Source organism: Aureimonas sp. Leaf454, from assembly GCF_001424685.1.
GTDB lineage: Bacteria > Pseudomonadota > Alphaproteobacteria > Rhizobiales > Rhizobiaceae > Plantimonas.
Genome location: NZ_LMQT01000021.1, coordinates 102,157 through 118,926 on the forward strand (window position 1 = coordinate 102,157; position 16,770 = coordinate 118,926).

General features: G+C 68.0%; 17 protein-coding genes. 11 read left to right on the plus strand and 6 right to left on the minus strand.

What is annotated here, in order from left to right; translation table 11 throughout:
- Positions 1-143 precede the first annotated feature (143 nt).
- Genes ASG43_RS15790 through ASG43_RS15800 form a run of 3 tightly spaced genes read left to right on the plus strand, consistent with a single transcriptional unit; the run spans position 144 to position 2,116 of the window.
- Complete coding sequence (locus ASG43_RS15790; protein WP_056507044.1) at positions 144-863, plus strand: ABC transporter permease subunit; 720 nt, start codon at positions 144-146, stop codon at positions 861-863.
- Positions 860-1,735, plus strand: a complete 876-nt coding sequence (locus tag ASG43_RS15795; protein WP_082490973.1) for an ABC transporter permease — start codon at positions 860-862, stop codon at positions 1,733-1,735. The genes ASG43_RS15790 and ASG43_RS15795 overlap by 4 nt, the downstream gene beginning before the upstream one ends.
- A gap of 33 nt (positions 1,736-1,768) precedes the next feature.
- The gene (locus ASG43_RS15800; protein ID WP_056507048.1) at positions 1,769-2,116 is read left to right on the plus strand and encodes a hypothetical protein; all 348 of its coding nucleotides are present in this window, start codon (positions 1,769-1,771) and stop codon (positions 2,114-2,116) included.
- 30 nt (positions 2,117-2,146) lie between these two features.
- Here ASG43_RS15800 and ASG43_RS15805 read toward each other — a convergent pair whose 3' ends face one another.
- Together ASG43_RS15805 and ASG43_RS15810 are read right to left on the minus strand one after the other, a co-directional pair.
- Positions 2,147-3,316 (minus strand): aminotransferase class I/II-fold pyridoxal phosphate-dependent enzyme, encoded by a 1,170-nt coding sequence (locus ASG43_RS15805; RefSeq protein WP_056507050.1) that lies wholly within the window; start codon positions 3,314-3,316, stop codon positions 2,147-2,149.
- Between the two features lie 84 nt (positions 3,317-3,400).
- Entirely contained in the window at positions 3,401-4,357 is a 957-nt protein-coding gene (locus ASG43_RS15810) for a glyoxylate/hydroxypyruvate reductase A (RefSeq protein ID WP_056507053.1), read from the minus strand.
- A 215-nt stretch (positions 4,358-4,572) separates the two neighbouring features.
- Here ASG43_RS15810 and ASG43_RS15815 point away from each other — a divergent pair, with 215 nt between their 5' ends.
- Both ASG43_RS15815 and ASG43_RS15820 read left to right on the plus strand, forming a co-directional pair.
- Entirely contained in the window at positions 4,573-6,192 is a 1,620-nt protein-coding gene (locus tag ASG43_RS15815) for an NAD(P)/FAD-dependent oxidoreductase (RefSeq protein WP_056507056.1), read from the plus strand.
- A 293-nt stretch (positions 6,193-6,485) separates the two neighbouring features.
- Entirely contained in the window at positions 6,486-6,755 is a 270-nt protein-coding gene (locus ASG43_RS15820) for a hypothetical protein (RefSeq protein WP_156386734.1), read from the plus strand.
- Positions 6,756-6,903: 148 nt separating this feature from the next.
- Here the strand turns inward: ASG43_RS15820 and ASG43_RS15825 are convergent, their stop codons facing one another.
- Entirely contained in the window at positions 6,904-7,206 is a 303-nt protein-coding gene (locus ASG43_RS15825) for a hypothetical protein (protein ID WP_056507063.1), read from the minus strand.
- A 483-nt stretch (positions 7,207-7,689) separates the two neighbouring features.
- Between ASG43_RS15825 and ASG43_RS15830 the strand changes: the two genes are divergently transcribed.
- Positions 7,690-8,490 carry a DeoR/GlpR family DNA-binding transcription regulator gene (locus ASG43_RS15830; protein ID WP_056507065.1) on the plus strand — a complete coding sequence of 267 codons (801 nt, stop codon included), beginning with the start codon at positions 7,690-7,692 and terminating at the stop codon, positions 8,488-8,490.
- Positions 8,491-8,590: 100 nt separating this feature from the next.
- Here ASG43_RS15830 and ASG43_RS15835 read toward each other — a convergent pair whose 3' ends face one another.
- Positions 8,591-9,451 (minus strand): transglutaminase family protein, encoded by an 861-nt coding sequence (locus ASG43_RS15835; protein WP_056507069.1) that lies wholly within the window; start codon positions 9,449-9,451, stop codon positions 8,591-8,593.
- Positions 9,452-9,708: 257 nt separating this feature from the next.
- Between ASG43_RS15835 and ASG43_RS15840 the strand changes: the two genes are divergently transcribed.
- A complete protein-coding gene (locus ASG43_RS15840; protein WP_056507072.1) occupies positions 9,709-9,981 on the plus strand; it encodes a DUF2312 domain-containing protein in 273 nt (90 codons plus the stop codon).
- Between the two features lie 267 nt (positions 9,982-10,248).
- Positions 10,249-11,280, plus strand: coding sequence for an LLM class flavin-dependent oxidoreductase (locus ASG43_RS15845; protein ID WP_056507075.1), 1,032 nt, complete (start codon positions 10,249-10,251; stop codon positions 11,278-11,280).
- A gap of 19 nt (positions 11,281-11,299) precedes the next feature.
- On the opposite strand, the gene ASG43_RS15850 is transcribed toward ASG43_RS15845, so the two are convergent.
- A complete protein-coding gene (locus ASG43_RS15850; RefSeq protein WP_056507078.1) occupies positions 11,300-11,917 on the minus strand; it encodes a DUF2939 domain-containing protein in 618 nt (205 codons plus the stop codon).
- Between the two features lie 201 nt (positions 11,918-12,118).
- Here ASG43_RS15850 and ASG43_RS23320 point away from each other — a divergent pair, with 201 nt between their 5' ends.
- Together ASG43_RS23320 and ASG43_RS15855 are read left to right on the plus strand one after the other, a co-directional pair.
- Complete coding sequence (locus ASG43_RS23320; protein ID WP_200939519.1) at positions 12,119-12,295, plus strand: hypothetical protein; 177 nt, start codon at positions 12,119-12,121, stop codon at positions 12,293-12,295.
- 149 nt (positions 12,296-12,444) lie between these two features.
- A complete protein-coding gene (locus tag ASG43_RS15855) occupies positions 12,445-14,388 on the plus strand; it encodes a methyl-accepting chemotaxis protein (RefSeq protein WP_244488124.1) in 1,944 nt (647 codons plus the stop codon).
- Between the two features lie 109 nt (positions 14,389-14,497).
- On the opposite strand, the gene ASG43_RS15860 is transcribed toward ASG43_RS15855, so the two are convergent.
- The gene (locus ASG43_RS15860) at positions 14,498-15,361 is read right to left on the minus strand and encodes a MurR/RpiR family transcriptional regulator (RefSeq protein WP_056507083.1); all 864 of its coding nucleotides are present in this window, start codon (positions 15,359-15,361) and stop codon (positions 14,498-14,500) included.
- A gap of 493 nt (positions 15,362-15,854) precedes the next feature.
- Between ASG43_RS15860 and iolB the strand changes: the two genes are divergently transcribed.
- A complete protein-coding gene (iolB, locus tag ASG43_RS15865) occupies positions 15,855-16,655 on the plus strand; it encodes a 5-deoxy-glucuronate isomerase (protein WP_056507086.1) in 801 nt (266 codons plus the stop codon).
- The last annotated feature ends 115 nt before the right edge of the window (positions 16,656-16,770 follow it).

Consider the following 16,770-nt stretch of genomic DNA (forward strand, 5'->3'; position numbering starts at 1 on the left):
GGAGCCTCCATCCCGGGGCCCTTCCGACATGTCGCGCGGGGTCTCCGGCCTCCCGGCGCGACGTCGGGAAGGGTCGGGAGAATTCATGGCGGGCGGGCCAGGGGCGGCAGACCCGTTTGAGCCCACACCTTCGAGGAGCGTCGATGCCGAGCGGATGGGACCTTCTGGCGCTGTCGCCGCCCGGTTGGGGCGGGGTTCTCCTCTGGGGGTTCTGGAACTCCATCAAGGTGGCGGTCGGCGGTTTCGGGATCGGTCTTCTCCTCGGCGTCGGCGGCGCGTTCGGCAAGCTCTATGGCGGGCCGGCGACCCGCGATCTCCTCGCCTGCTACACGACGCTGGTGCGCGCGGTTCCCGAACTGGTCCTGATCGTGCTCCTCTATTATGCCGGCGGCGATCTTCTGAATGCGGGTCTGGCGCTGGTCGGGGCCGGCCCGGTCGAGGTGAGCCCGCTGGCGGCCGGCATCTTCGTGATCGCCGTGGTGCAGGGCGCCTATGCGACGGAGGTGCTGCGCGGCGCGATCCTCGCGGTGCCGCCGGGACAGATCGAGGCGGCGCGGGCCTATGGCATGTCGCCGCTCCTGGCGCTCCGGCGGATCGTCCTGCCGGCCATGCTGCCCTACGCCATTCCCGGCCTGTCGAATCTCTGGCTCATCGCGACGAAGGATACCGCGCTTCTCGCCGTCGTCGGCTTCGCTGAACTGACGCTCGCCACGCGGCAGGCGGCCGGCGCGACCAAGGCCTATTTCCTGTTCTTCATGGCGGCGGGCGCTCTCTATCTCCTCTTGACGCTCGGCTCCAATCTGGCGATCGGCCGCATCGAGCGCTGGGCGCGCCGCGGCCTGCCGCGGGGGCGGCAGGCATGAGCGCGGGCGGGGCCGGGCCGCTTCCCGCCATTCCGAAGTCGCCGGTCGAAGCGCCCGCCGTCGAGCCGATCCCGTCGAGCGTCCCGGCGCACGGGACGAACCGGTCCGCGTCGTCCTGGCGCCAGCCGCACCGCATCGTTCTCGGGCTCGTCGCGCTCGTCATCCTCGTCGCCGCCCGCGTCTTCATGCGGTGGGACTGGCTGCCGAACTATGGGCCGATGATCCTCGCCGGCCTCGGCCAGACGCTTCTGATCCTCGTCTCGACGGCGGTGCTCGGCTTCCTCCTCGCGGTGCCGCTCGGCCTCGCCCAGGCGGCGGGACCCTGGTATCTCGCCGCTCCCGCCAAGGGTTTCTGCACGATCATCCGGGGAACGCCGCTCCTCCTGCAGGTCTGGCTCCTCTATTACGGCCTCGGTTCGCTGTTTCCGCTGATCCCCGAGATCCGCGGCTCCTTCCTCTGGCCGTATCTGCGGCAGGCCTGGCCCTATGCCGTGCTGGCGTTGACCGTCTCGTTCGCGGGCTACGAGGGCGAAGTGATGCGCGGCGCCTTCGCGGGCGTGCCGCGCGGCGAACTGGAGGCCGGTCGCGCCTACGGCATGAGCCCGTTCACGCTCCTGCGCCGCATCTGGCTGCCCCGCGCCGTCCAGCGCTCGCTGCCGACGCTCGCCGGCGAGACGGTGCTCCAGCTGAAATCGACGCCCCTCGTCGCCACGATCACCGTCGTCGACCTCTACGCCGTCTTCGGCCGCATCCGGCAGGACACGTTCCTGACCTACGAGCCGCTGCTGCTCCTCGCGCTGATCTACGCGATGCTGACGGGCGTCCTGGTGCTCGCGTTCCGGCAGTTGGAGAAGCGGGTGCCGGTGCGGTAGGACGAAGCGGCGCGAACACAGGACCCCCTTGGAATGACCGACACGGCCTATCTGAATTCCGATGCCTTCGGTCGGCGCCTCGCCCTCTTCTTCGAGCCGGCCTTTCTCGGGGGATTTGATCGCATCGTCGAGATCGCGTCGGAGCGGCAGAGCTTGCCCGACCCGGCGGAGGTGCTGGCGACGCTGGGATGCACGCGCGACGAACTCGTCGCCTTCCTCGCCGTGCTCGAAGCCAAGGCACGCATCGACGAAACGCCCTTCAACGTCGACATTTTCGGCTTTGCCGTCGACGTTTCGGCCGTATTGCACGTCGACGAAGGCGCCGGCCTTCTCCATTGGACGTTCAAGCCCTGGTCCGCCGAGGGATTGATGCTGGCCTGATCCACGTCGGAGCTTGCGCTCCGCCGGGTGTCAAAGCCCTCGCACGAACCCGTCGATCCGCCGGCAGGCCTCCGCCAGCCTCTCCTCGCCGAGCGTGAAGGCGACGCGCAGGAAGCCGTCGGCCGGACTGCCGAAGGCGGTGGCGTCGAGGGTGGAGACGCCGGTCTCGCGGAAGAGCCGCCAGGCGAAGTCGAAGGGGGAAAGCCCCGTCCGACGCACGTCGACCATGACGAACATGCCGGCATCGGGCGAGAGGATGGAGAGGCGCGGCGTCTCGGCGAGCGCGGCGACCACGATGTCGCGGCGGGCGCGATAGTGGCGGCGCATGTCCGCGGCGATCGCCTCGTGCTGGGCGATGGCGGTGATCGCGGCCTCCTGGATGAAGCCGGGAAGGCCGTAGAGCATGGAAAGCTCCAGCCGCTCGACATGGCGAACGAGATCGGGAGGGCCGGCGATCCAGCCGACGCGCCATCCGGTCATCGCATGGGACTTCGACAGGCTTCCGATCGTGACGGTCCGCTCGGCCATGCCGGGCAGGGACGCGATCGAGACATGCGGGCGATCGAAGGTCAGCGCGGCATAGACCTCGTCCGAGATCACCCAGAGGTCGCGTTCGACCGCGATCTTAGCGATGGCGAGAAGTTCGTCGCGCGTCAGGACGACGCCGGTCGGATTGTTCGGCGTCGCGAGCACGATCGCCCGCGTTCGGTCCGTCACCGCGGCGCGGATGGCGTCGGCGTCCGGCCGGAAACCGTGCGCGGCCGGCATCGGCACGCGCACGAGCCGGGCGCCCGCCGCTTGCAGCGTCGCTTCGTAGGTGAGATAGGCGGGCTCCAGGACGATCGCCTCGTCGCCCTCCTGGAGGAGGCAGAGGGCCGCCGAGAACAGCGCGTTCTGCGCCCCCGCGGTGACGACGACCTCGTCCGCAGACAGGTTGCGCCCGAAGCCGGGCGACAGGTGTCCCGCGATGGCCTCGCGCAGTGCCGGGCGTCCCGGCACGTCGGAATAATGCGTGTCGCCGTCCCGGAGCGCTGCGATCGCCGTTTCCACGATCGGCGCGGGCGTGGCGAAATCGGGATCGCCGACGGTGAGGAGGATGACGTCCTCGCCGCGTCGGCGGGCCGCGACGGCGGCGCCGTGGATCTCCCAGGCGCGCGCACCCGGACCGTCGATCCGTTCCACGAGGGGCGAGTAGCGCATGCGATGATCCTTCGGGTGCGGGAAAGGCGGTGTTGAACAGGCTTGGACCGGCGAAGGCAAGGGGACAGCGGCGGCGCGGCGATCTCAATAGCCGCGGTCGCGAACAACGCGCTCGGGCGGATCGACGCCGGCGAGGGCGCCCTTCAGGATGCGCGCCGCCGCCCGCGCCTCCTCCTCGGGCGTCAGGACCGCCGCGCCATGCTGCGTCAGGAGAACATTCGGATGCGTCCAGAAGCGATGCTCCGGCGGCAGCGGCTCCTCGCGCGTGACGTCGAGGACGGCGCCGGCGATGCGGCCCGTGTCGAGGGCGTCGAGGAGATCGGCCTCCACGACATGCTCGCCGCGTCCGGCGTTGACGAAGAGCGTGCCCGGACGCGCCGCGCCGAGGAACGCGGCGTCGACGAGGCCGCGCGTTTCGTTCGTCAGGGGCAGGAGGCAGACGAGAATGTCCGAGCGCCGCACGAAGGCCTGAAGCGCGTCGCGTCCCGAAAACGTCTCGACGCCGGGAAGCGACCGGGCGGTGCGGCTCCAGCCGAGGAGTTCGAAGCCGAAGGGCGCGAGCCGCTCGGCCGCGGCCCGGCCGAGCACGCCGAGGCCCATCAGCCCGACGCTGCGCTCGCGCGCCGGACGCGATCCCCGCTCCGGCAGCCATTGCCGGTCGCCCTGCGCGCGTCGCAGCGAGATCCAGTCGCGGTGGAGATGCAGGACGGAGAGCGTCACGAATTCCGCCATCTTCGAAGCGATCGCCGGATCGATCAGGCGCAGGATCTCGGCTGTGTCCGGCACGCCCTCGTCCGCGAGAAGCCCGTCGGCGCCGGCGCCGCGCGAGAGCACGAAGCGAAGGCCGGGCAGGGCGTGCAGGGCGCCTCGCGGCGGTTTCCAGACGACGGCCGCCAGAACCGGATCCTCCTCGGGTCGCTCGACGGCCTCGTCCAGGCGAACCACCCGTGCGTCCCGAAAGCGCTCTGCGAAGATCGAACGCCAGAGCGGAAGGTCGGTCTCCTCGACCTGGACGGCGACGACGGGGCGGCCCTCGGGCATCGACGGATTCTCCTGCGCGTCATCTTCATCTTCGTGAAATCAACTTCATCCGATCCGGACCCGTCTGGCAAGGTCGAGCCTCCGGCGCGAACATCGCATCGCCGCTTCGACGATAGGATCGGACCCGGATGCCGCTTGCGTCGGGGAAAGAGCGATGGCTTAATGTTTTCACGGGAGTGAAATCAGGTGAGATCCCGCGCGAAGGAGACGCCGCCATGTCGAAGGTCTACGATGCCATCATCATCGGTGCCGGACACAACGGCCTCGTCTGCGCCAATTATCTGGCGCGTGCGGGGCTGACGGTCCTGATGCTGGAGCGGCGCTCGGTCATCGGCGGCGCAGCGGTGACGGAGGAGATCGCGCCCGGCTTCAAGGCCTCGATCTTCTCCTACCTGATGAGCCTGCTCCACCCCACGATCATCCGGGACTTCGACCTGAAGAGTCACGGGCTGAAGGTCCTGCCCTGCTCGGACATGATCTCGCCGGTGGGCGGTGACGACTACATCCTGTTTTCCGACAACATCGCCAAGACGCAAAGCTCCTTCGCCAAGTTCTCGAAGAAGGACGCGGCCGCCTATCCCGAATTCGACAAATACCTGATGGAGTCCGTCGCGATCGTGCGCAAGCTCCTCTGGGAGACGCCGGTCGATCCGACCAAGCGCGACTGGAAGACCTTCAAGGACGGTGCGAGCCTTCTCTGGAAGTACCGCAAGATCGGCCGGAAGATGTATCGCATCGCCGACCTCATGACGATGAGCGCCTACGACTTCCTGTCGGAATGGTTCGAGGACGACCGCGTGATGGCGGTGCTCGCCTATTACGCTTCGATCGGCACCTTTGCCGGGCCGAAGACGCCGGGCTCGGCCTATGTGATCATGCATCACGTCATGGGCGAGCACGAGGGGGCGGGGGGCTGGGGCTTCATCGAAGGCGGCATGGGCGCGATCACGCAGGCGCTCGCCTCCGCGGCGCGCCGGCAGGGCGTCGAGATCGTGACCGATGCGGACATCCGCGAGATCCGCGTATCCGGCAACGCGGTCACCTCGGTCGTCACCGCCGAGGGCGACACCTACCGCGCCAAGACCATCGCCTCGAACGTCAACGCCAAGATCGTCTACCAGACCATGCTCGATCCGGCGCTGGTGCCCGCCGAGGTGAAGCGCGAGATCGACCATTACCGGACCTTCTCGACCGCCTTCAAGATGAACATCGCCTGCGAGCGCCCGCCCCAGTACAAGATTCTCGACAAGGTCCGCGCCGACGGCGCGATCGGCGACTTTTCCTATCCGACCTACATGCACATCGCGCCCGACATCGACTATCTCGAGCGCGCCTATGACGACGCGAAATACGGCTGGTACTCCGCGCGGCCCTTCATCACACCGGTCGTGCCGACCATCGTCGACAAGACGCTGGCCCCCGAGGGCAAGCATGTCGTCAATCTCTTCGGCGGCCATGCGCCCTATACGCTGAAGGGCGGCGACTGGGCGACCGAGAAGGAGAACTTCAAGAAGACCGTGTTCGATACGATGGAGGAATTCGCGCCGGGCTTTCGCGACGACGTCATCGAGGCGCAGCTTCTCGTCGCCCCTGACATCGAGCGCATCGTCGGATTGCCGCAGGGCCACATCTTCCACGGCGAACTGTCGTCGGACCAGCTCTTCTTCCAGCGTCCGGTCTCGGGCTATGCGGATTACCGCACGCCCATCAAGGGCCTCTACGTCTGTGGCGCCTCCATGCATCCCGGCGGCGGCGTGTCCGGCATTCCCGGCGCGAATGCGGCGCGCGAGATCCTGAAGGACCTGAAGAAGATCACCAAGAAGAAGGCCGCCTGAGCCGGGGCGCCGAGGCTCCGGTCGAGACCCGCGACCCACCGCGACCCGCAGGAACGCCGTCGTCGTGCCAGGGCGTTCCCGGCATCACGACGGGGCGCGCGAGGAACCAACCGGCGCTCGCGGGGTTTTCACGAGGACGTGTTCTCTGGCAGGTGCTGTGATGTTCAAGGGTGGACTCCTCTGGTTGATCGGCATTCCGATCCCGATCATTCTGATCCTCTGGTTCATGGGGTATCTCTGAGGACGAGACGTCCATGATCGGCGCGACCGGCCGAAAGCCGGAGGTTGACCCGATGAAGCTTTCCGATGATGCCGCGATGCTGGTCTGGATGCCGTTCGGAGAGCGTCCGGAAGGCGACGATTGGCTGCGCCCGAGCGAAGGCACTCCACCCGACGCGGCGACCTGGCAGACCGTCGGCCATGCCATCAACTACGCCGTCGGCATGATGGCCGATCGCGCGGCCGAGGGCCGCGAACCCTGGATCCGCTCGGCCTCGGGTCACATCTACAAGCCCGCCGCCATCCGCGTCATGGCCGAGACCTTCGCGGCCCGGCGGATCTGACCGCCGCGGCCCTTCGCCCTCTGAAACTCTGAGCCGACGCCGATCGGGCGTAGGGGCGGACGTCGCGTGAGCGCGGGACCGCGGCAGGCCACACGGCAATCCGTCGCCGGATGCTTCCGTCGCGCTGCCGTTCGTCCGTTGTCGTCCGTCAGTTGGTGCGTCCCGCCAGGCAACGCGCGATGGCACGCTCCCCTTCGCGCTCCGCCAGAACGGTGTCGAAACCGCTCGGGCCCCGTCCGCCGTTTCGCGTCGAGGACCGCAGCCGATTGCTGGCCGTCTGCTGACCGTACGTTCGGCAGAACGCTTCCGATCCCCTGGGCGCGGTATTGGCCCGCGGCGGCAGGACATACGAGGATGGCAGGGTCGAGATCCCGCTCTCCCGGTCCGGCGCGGCGGTGCAGCCGGGCAGCGCGAGGAGAAGAAACGCGAGAGGAACGATGGCTCTTGGCATGTCGGCGACCTTCGTGATGAAGCGCAGACTTGGCGCGTCGACCTCGCTTGTCGAGCCCCTGTCCGCCCCGCATTCCCGATAACGTGATCGCAAGAGCGAGCGGACAGGATTGGACGGCCGATAATTCGGGACGTCGCTGGATCTCCCTCGTCTGCAACTGCAAAGAAGCCCTTCCGTTGGACCGGAGTTCCGTCGGGATCGGAAGCTAAGGCGAGATGACAACTTGATATTTTCCCGCGCCATCTCGCCGTCGAGGGACGATTTCGGTCGATTGACGCCGTTCGCTTCCCCGGAAACCGACGCCGAGCGGTTGCCGCGGCAAAAAATCTGCGTCCTTAGGTGGCAAAAAATTTAGTCGTTGGCGGATATGATCTGTGAGCGCATGCCCCGCAGGGGTTGCATCAAAGCTCAATCCCTCAAACAACGGGAGCGGCGTCTCGTGCGCCCGATCAACCCTGGCTGTTCTCGCCGCCGAAAGCCTCGATGTCCTACAAGCGTCAGTCCGAGATCCTGCAAGCGGTTCGAGAGGCCGGCAGCTACTCGATCTCAGCCCTCGCCGAGCGCTTGTCGGTATCGGCCGAAACCATCCGCCGCAACATCAAGCCGTTGATCGAAAGCGGCCAGGTCCTGCGCTTCCATGGCGGTATCCTCGATCCGGGGCAGGTCGAGGAACCGGCCTTTCGTCGCCGGATGCAGGTGAACCGCGACGCCAAGCGCGCCATCGCCTCCATGGCCGCCTCGGTCATCCGGGACGGCGACAGCCTGATTCTCAACAGCGGGACGACGACCACTTATCTCGCCGAAGCGCTCGCCGCCCATTCCAGACTCGTGGTCGTGACCAATTCCGCCGAGATCGCCTGCCGGCTGGCCTCGCGAAACGGCAATCGCGTGTTCATGATCGGCGGCGAGCTTTCCGGCGACGATGCCGCCGCCTTCGGCCCGGCCGCCCTGGATTTCCTGCGCCAGTTCGAGGTGCATTTCGCCTTCCTGGCGGTCGGCGGCATCACGCTCCGCGGCGATCTCATGGATTTCCACCTCTTCGAAGCCGAACTCTCGCGTGCTGCCATGGCGCAGGCCCAGGAGGTGTGGCTTCTGGCCGATGCCAGCAAGTTCGGACGCGAGGCACCCGTTCGCGTCTGCGAACTCTCCGAAATCGACGCGGTGGTCTGCGAAGTCGATCCGCCGCCGGCCTTCCTGAAGCAATGTCGCGAGGCGAGCGTGCGCGTCGTCGTGCCGAGCCGCGAGACGCGTCTTCCCCTCGACGGCGCGGAGCCGGTCGTCTGAACCTTCGCAGTCCCGCCGGCCCCTCGATCCCTGTGCCAAGCCGAACACCGGCCGGCGGAAAACCGGACGATGATCGGGATCCAAGGGCCGGCCGGCCTCGTCAGACGGCGCCCGCGTTGGGGGCAGGTTCCTCGGTGCTGATCGCATCCACCGTACGCGGCATCGTTTCCCTCTGCCCGTCCGCCCGTTCGATGGAGATCTGCATCGGACCCGCCTTCATCTGTCCGTAGGGCATGGCGAAGGCCACCTCGGCGGCATCGCGGCCGATGCCGATCCGCACGAGGCCGTCGAGCGCGGCCTGGCGCGTGCCGTCGAAGAGCCACCAGCGCCCGTCGAGATAGGCTTCGAAGACGGCGTGGAAGTCGCTCGGGCTGAGGCCGTAGGCATAGCAGGAGACGAAGCGGGCGGGAATCTCGAGGGCTCGGCAGAAGGCGATGCCGAGATGAGCGAAATCCCGGCAGACGCCCGCGCGCTGCAGAAGGATCTCGTCGGCCGTCGTCTCCGCATCGCTGGAGCCGCGCTGGTAGTCGATGTTCTCGTAGATCCAGGAGCAGATCGCGCTCACCCGGTCGTGCCCCTTCGGCAGATGCCCGAACTGGCGGATCGCGAAGGCTGCGAGGCGGTCCGAGGGCACGAAGCGGCTCGGCAGCAGGAAGGGCAGGATGTCCAGCGGGAGGTCGCGCACCGGCATCTCCCCGACATCGGCGGGGTGGGCGCGATGGACGTCGAGATCGACCTCGGCGGCGTAGCTGACGGAAAACGCGCCGCGCGGAACGACGACGCCGGTGTAGCGGTTCTTCATGTCCGGAACGGTGAAGGTGCGCCGCTCGAGATCGGGGGAAAAGGTCAGCCGGTCCGCGAGGTTTCGATGCCGGGCGAGCGGCGCGACCTCGAGATTGAAGATGAACACGGTTTCTTCGAGCACGTCGTAGGCGAGCTCGGCCCCCAGCTTGAACTTCACGTCATGTCTCCGGATCTGTGACGGCCCTAACGCTGCGTCAGCCGTCGAAAGCTTGAGGCACGGCAATGCGCCACGATCGCGATCGATCCATCGGACCGACGCTTTTTCCTCGCAAGGACCGTCGCGAGCCTCCGGACAGGTCCTGCCGCCACCGCCGTGCCGGCGATACGCGTCGATCCGCGGGGCTTGCCGGCGTTACGCTTTGCTTAACCAAGCTCGTTCCATATCGGCCGGCACTTCAAGCCAAGGAGCAAGCCATGTCCGATATCGACACCGTGGGAATCGCGGGCAGCCGCGTCCGGTCCTTCATCGAGCGCGTCGAGCAGCTCGAGCAGGAGATCGCCGAACTCACCGAGGGCAAGAAGGAGGTCTTCGCCGAGGCCAAGGGCGAGGGCTTCGACGTCAAGATCCTCAAGGAGATCATCAAGCTGCGCAAGCAGGACAAGGACGAGCGCGACGAGCACGAGACGCTGCTCGATCTCTACATGCGCGCCATGGAAGAGCCCGAGCCCGTCGCCAAGGCGGCTTGACCCCACGCGATCCCGAAGGGATCGTCGCACCTCGCGTCCTTTGCGCAGGAAACGGTCGCACGCGTTTTCTGGCGGCGCGACCCCATCCGGGTTGGTCGCTTCTGGGTAAACATCCCGCACGGGCGGGTCGCAAATGCCCGGCACCCCCTCGGAGGGGTGCCGCCTCGTCAACGCATGCCACCCTGGCTTCCCCCGCGTCCCGGGGATAGGTGAAACGGAGAGCGGCGCAGATCGCGTCGCCAGACCCGCCACCAGGGACCTCCTCGCATGGCCGACCACATCGATTTCGGACTGGGAACGTTCGGCGACGTCACCGCGGACGCGGAGGGCGCGCTTCAGCCGCATGCAAGGGTGATCCGCGATCTCGTGGAGGAGGCGGTGCTGGCCGACGCGGTCGGGATCGACGTCTTCGGCGTCGGCGAGCATCACCGGTCGGACTTCGCGGTCTCCGCGCCCGAGGTGGTGCTGGCCGCGATCGGCGCGCGCACGACGCGCATCCGGCTGGGCTCGGCGGTGACGGTCCTGTCCTCCGACGATCCGATCCGCGTCTTCCAGCGCTTCGCCACGCTCGACGCGATTTCCGGCGGCCGGGCGGAGGTGATCCTCGGGCGCGGCTCCTTCACGGAATCCTTCCCCCTGTTCGGCTTCGAACTCGGCGACTACGAGCGGCTCTTCGAGGAGAAGCTCGATCTCTTCTCCCACCTCCTGGAGGGCGGCCCGGTCGACTGGCAGGGCACGGTGCGGCCGCCGCTCGTCGCACAGCAGATCTTTCCGCCGATCGAGACCGGCCGGCTGCGGACCTGGATCGGCGTCGGCGGCAGCCCGGAATCGGTGGTGCGCGCGGCGCGTTACAATCTGCCCATGATGCTCGCGATCATCGGCGGCGATCCGATGCGGTTTCGGCCCTATGTCGATCTCCAGGCCCGCGCCTACGCCGAGTTCGGCACGCCGCGACAACCGGTCGGCGTCCATTCGCCGGGCCATGTCGCGGCGAGCGACGAGGAGGCGCGCGAGCGCTTCTTCCCCGCCTATCGCACGATGCACGCGCGCATCGGGGCCGAGCGCGGCTGGCCGCCGCTGGAGCGCGCCGCCTTCGACCGGGAAGCGACGCACGGTTCTCTCTACATCGGCTCGCCCGAAACGGTCGCTCGACGCATCGCCGCGACGATCCGGGGGCTGGGCCTTCAAAGGTTCGAATTGAAGTACAGCGCCGGACCGTTGACCCACGCGGTGATGATGGATTCGATCGACCTCTATGGACGCCGCGTCGTTCCGATGGTGCGCGACATGCTGGCCTGACGGGGCGTCGCGTCCGCCCTCAGGAGCGGAGATCCTGGATCTTCGCCTTGAGCACCGGACGCACGCGCGCCATGACGGACGGCGGCAGCTGCACCTCGGTCAGCCGCCAGGTCGCGCCCTTCAGGAAGAGCACCACCTCCGTCCAGTCTTCGGGCTCGCCCGCCTCGCCGATCACCGCACGCACCTTGCGCGGCGAGACGTAGTCCCAGCTGCGCAGGAACCGGAGCGGATTGTCCGGCAGACCGATCGCGGGCGCCGGGCTCGAGGCCTCCGCGGCTCCTAGGGACAAGGCCGGCGGCAGACGCCCCTCGCTGAGGAGAAGCCGCAAGATCTCGGGCGTCACGGTCGCCGCGAGATGGCGGTCGAACTCGCCGGCCGCCGCGCGCAGCGCCATGTCGCGGCCGATCCCGCCGAGCTTGTCCAGGTGTCGTTGAACCTCTTCGTCCCGGCCGATCTCGGCGACGATCTGCGAAACGATCGAGCGACGGACGCCGGCGATGTCGATCCGCTCCAGAAGCACCTCGGCATCGGCGGAGCGAAGGGCGGAGCCGAGCCGGTAGAGCCCGACGAACGGCGAGGCGAGGTAGAGAACGGCGACGAGAGTCCCGATGCCGATGCCCACGATCCAGCGACGCATGTCCTGTCCTTCTCGAATCAACGAGCGATGACGTCGCACACGGCGGAAGGCGCGTCGACGGCAAGATCGCATCGCGTTGGAGAGGATGAGGGTCGGACGGCTTCGGGACGAAGATGCGCAGCCGGCAAATCAGCTTGCCGCCAGCAGTCTCGAACCCCGCTGCGCCTTCCGCGTTCCGAAAGGACATGCGGGAGAAGCGCCATGACGTTCGACGATCCACGCGACGAAATGAAGCCCGGCGACGAGGCGGCCCCCGGCGTGCCGGGAAGCGGCGAGAATGTATGCCCGGCCTGTGCCGGGCACGGCCGGGTCGACGGGGAGGAATGCCCCCAATGTATCGGAACGGGCATCGTGCAGGAGGGGATCGGCGGCGGATGAGACCTGCGGCGGTTTCGAAAGGATTTGCGCGCGTGGCTACGGGTCGATGTCTCTAGGTATAAGTACTGATCTTTTGCTAAGTCAGATTTAACAAACCGAGATCTAAATCGACGCGGACTGGGGCTTTCCCAGCTTGCCGAGGATCTCTGATGTTATCGAGTTTGCGCATCTCCCGAAAGATCGGGCTGGCTTTCCTCCTCTTGATCGTCACGGCGGGAGTCATGGGCGCGATGGTGTATCGCAACGTCCTCGACGTCCAGCGCGCCGGTCTGTCCAGCGAGCGCTCCTCGCGGATGGTGGCGACGGCGACCGGCATTCGCCTGTCGATGGCGCGACAGGAAAACTCGCTGCGCGGCTTCCTCGTCTCCCGCGACCCTTATTATTCCAAGCGCGTCCGCGAACATTACGCGACCTTCGGCAAGCTCGTCGCCGAACTCCGGGCCTCCGAGCCCGCGGGCTTTGCGCTCGCCCCGAGCATCGATGCTCTGGTCGGTCACATGGCGGACTGGCATCGCGTGATCGTCGAGCCGGCTCTGGCGGAAGCGGTCGACGAGGCCACGCTTCCCATCGCAGCCAAGCTCATCGTGTCCGAGGAAGCGGCCCGGCATCTCGAGCCGGCCGAGGACATCGTCGACAAGATCCGTGAGACGGAGGCCGCCCGTGTCGCGGTGGACACCGGCGAGGTTGCGGCGGCCAATGTCGCCACGCAGATGACGATCGTTGCCGGCATGGGATTTCTCATCCTGTCGGCCAGCGCGCTCGGCTGGCTCCTGACACGCGGCATCGCCCATCCCGTGAGCCGCCTGCGTGACCGGATGGTGGGTCTGGCCGCCGGCGAGCGCAGCGCCGAGACGCCGTTCCTCGGCCGCCGCGACGAGATCGGCGAAATGGCCGCGAGCGTCGAGCGGTTCAAGCAGGCCGCCGTCGAGCAGGCCCGCCTCGAGGAGGAGACCGCCGCGAGTCGCCGGGTGCAAGAAGCGCAGCGGGACCGGCAGTCGGCGGTCGATTCGGCGAAGGCCGAGGATCTGAAGACCTTCGTCCATGCCGTGGAGGCCGGGTTCGAGGGCCTCGCGGCCGGCGATCTGACGACGCGCATGGGGGATGCCGTGTCGCCGGAGTTCGAGCCGATCCGCGCCAAGTTCAACGACAGTCTCGCCCAGCTCGAGAAGGCGATCGGATCGGTGGTCACGGGCGTCGGCGCGCTGCGCACCGGCTTGTCGGAAATCTCCATCGCCTCCGCGGACCTGTCCCAGCGCACCGAGCAGCAGGCCGCCTCCCTGGAGGAGACGGTGGCGGCCCTGTCCGACGTCACGCGCGGCGTCAACCACACGGCGGAGGGCGCAGGCCAGGCGCGCGCCTCGGCCGAAGCGGCGCGCCAGAACGCCGAACGCGGCGGCGAGATCGTGGCACGCGCCGTGTCCGCCATGGCCGAGATCGAGGAATCCTCCGACAAGATCGGGCGGATCATCGGCGTGATCGACGAGATCGCGTTCCAGACGAACCTCCTCGCGCTGAACGCCGGCGTCGAGGCGGCGCGGGCCGGAGAGGCGGGCCGAGGCTTTGCCGTCGTCGCCCAGGAGGTGCGTGGACTCGCTCAACGCTCGGCCGAAGCCGCCAAGGAGATCAAGGGCCTGATCTCGACCTCCTCCGGCCAGGTCCAGACCGGGGTTCAACTCGTCACCGCCTCCGGCAAGGCGCTCGAGGACATCGTCGCGCAGGTCGCCGCCATGAGCGACGTGGTGTCGGAGATCGCACGGGCGGCCGGCGAGCAGTCGCTGAGCCTCAAGGAGGTCTCGACCGCGGCCGATCACATGGACAAGGTCACGCAGCAGAACGCCGCGATGGTGGAGGAAACGACCGCCGCCGCGCGGACACTGACGGACGAGACCGACGGCCTCGCCGGCATGGTCGCCCGCTTCCGGACCGCCGCGGGATCGTCGGCGCCTTCTTCGAAGGGGCGCGCGTCGCCCCAGGCCTCCCGCTCGCCGGCGCGCGCCCCGGCGCACGCGCCGCACGCGGCGGTGCAACTGCGCTCGACCGGACGAGGCGGCGCGGCTCCGCGGCCCATCGCCGACGAGTGGGAAGAGTTCTGATCCAGCGGGCCTCGTCCTGACCGAACCGCGCCGGCCGAAGGAGCCGGCTCGGCGGCTGGCGATCGGCGGCGTGGACGGCGCAGGCCCGTTCCGCCGGGCTCGAACGCCGTCAGGTTCCGGCGGCGGCGCCTCGGCTTGCTTCCTCCATCGTGCGTCGCTCCTCGGCGACCGCGACCGTCAGCGCCATGGCGAAGGCCATCGAGGCCGACAGGAGGCGAAAGCCGGCATGGTCGGCCTCCGCAAGCTCGAACCATTCGCGCGAGGATTCCACGAGGGGGGAGAAGGCCGAGTCGGTCAGCGAGACGACGGGAACGCGTTGGGCGGCGAGGCTTCGCGCCTGCGCGACGGACTCCGAGGCATAGGGCGAGAAGCTCGCGGCGAAGGCGGCATCCTTCGGGGTGGCGAGGCGCAGGATGTCGTCGTCGATGCCCGATGCCGTCCCCGCGAGCTGGCAGCGGATCCCGAGCTTTCCGAAGGCGTAGGCCATGTAGCTGCCGATCGGGTAGGAGCGGCGCTTGGCGATGAGATAGATCGTGTCGGCGCCGGCGAGAAGCTTCACCGAGCGTTCGAAGGCGGCGGGATCGACGGCCTCGGCGAGCTTGTCGAGCGAGCGCTGGGCCGCCGACAGGAACCCGTGCAGGATCGCCTGCGAGCCGTGCTCGTCCTTCGTGCGCAAAGCGGTGAGGCGCTCGTCGTAATCGGGCTTGCGCTCGCGCAGCCGCTCGCGGAACAGCGCCTGAAGGCTGGAAAAGCCTTCGAAACCGAGATGCTGCGCGAAGCGCACGAGCGTGGACGGCTGAACCTCGGCGGCGACGGAAATGGTGGCGACCGTGCCGAAGGCGATGTCGTCCGGATGGTCGAGCGCGAACATGGCGACCTGACGCAACCGCTTCGGAAAGCTTGCCTTACGATCGATGATGAGGCTCTTCAGGCCGTCGAACGTGGCGGGAAGCGGTTGCGCGGCGTCGGTCATCGGCCGGAAAACTCCGTTTGGTCATGGCCGGCTCAACGCCGGCAGGGGCATGGCCGGCTCAACGCCGGCAGGGGCATGGCCGGCTCAGCGCCGGCGAGGGCATGGCCGGCTCGGCGCCGGCGGGTATGACCGGCTCAGCACCGGAAAGCGATCGAGCCCGGTTCGCTGCCGGGAAGCGGTCCGTTTCGGGAGCAACCGGCAAGGCGGATGCGATCCCCCCTGCTCGCGTTCTGGAACGGGCCTAGCCCCATGGAATATTCGTTTCTTGCACCCCGCGCCATCGTCTCGACCGAGGCCTGCGCAAAAAGGGGGCGGACGGAACCCCCGACAGCGGATCCGACGGAGCGCCCGCCATCATCGAAACATCTGGTCCGAATGGTTGCCGAATGGTGCCGGCATTCCAAAACCGGTTGGCCAGGAAGGGGCGGCTGCGCTAGAAGGGAATCGGTTGCACAGGCAGCGGGACGCGGATGGTCCCGGGGAGGACCGCACCATGTCGGAACTGAAGCGTCGCCCACTGGGTCGTGACGGGCTCGTCCACGACGTGACGCCCGAAAGCGCCGGCTGGATCTATGTCGGTTTCGCCCTGCATGCCTTGGCGGCGGGTGCCGCCGTGTCCGGCGAGACCGGAGACCGCGAGATCTGCCTCGTGCTCGTGTCTGGAAAGGCGCGCTTCGTCGTCGATGGGCGCGACCTCGGCGAGATGGGCGGACGCATGAGCCCCTTCGAGGGTGCGCCGGATGCGCTCTACGTGCCCATGGGTGCATCCTGGAGCGCGGAGGCGACGACGGCGGTGGAACTCGCCGTCTGCTCGGCACCGGGTGCCCCCGGCTTCCAGACCCGTGCGATCCCCGCCGGAACGCACCGGCAGATGGTCCGCGGCAAGGCGACGAACACGCGCCACGTCACCAACATCATGCCGGAAGACGATGGCGCGGCGCATTCTCTGCTCGTCGTCGAGGTCATCACCCCGGGCGGCCACACCTCGTCCTATCCTCCCCACAAGCACGACCGGGACGATCTGCCGGCGGAAAGCTACCTGGAAGAGACCTATTACCACCGATTCAACCCGCCCCAGGGCTTCGGCTTCCAACGCGTCTACACCGACGATCGTTCGCTGGACGAGGCGATGGCGGTGGAGAACGGGGACGTGGTACTGGTGCCGAAGGGCTACCATCCCGTGGCGGCGATCCACGGCTACGACGGCTATTACTTGAACGTCATGGCCGGTCCGACGCGGGCCTGGAAGTTTCACAATGCCGAAGAGCACGCCTGGCTCTTTACCGGCATCTGAGGGAAAGCACCGTCCGCAGAAGACGGGGACGGTCGGGCGCGGACGGGGACAACCGCGTCTTCGCACCGCCGGGCCGCGCCGACCGCGCCATGGGCCAAAAGCCCCGGCGCAGTTG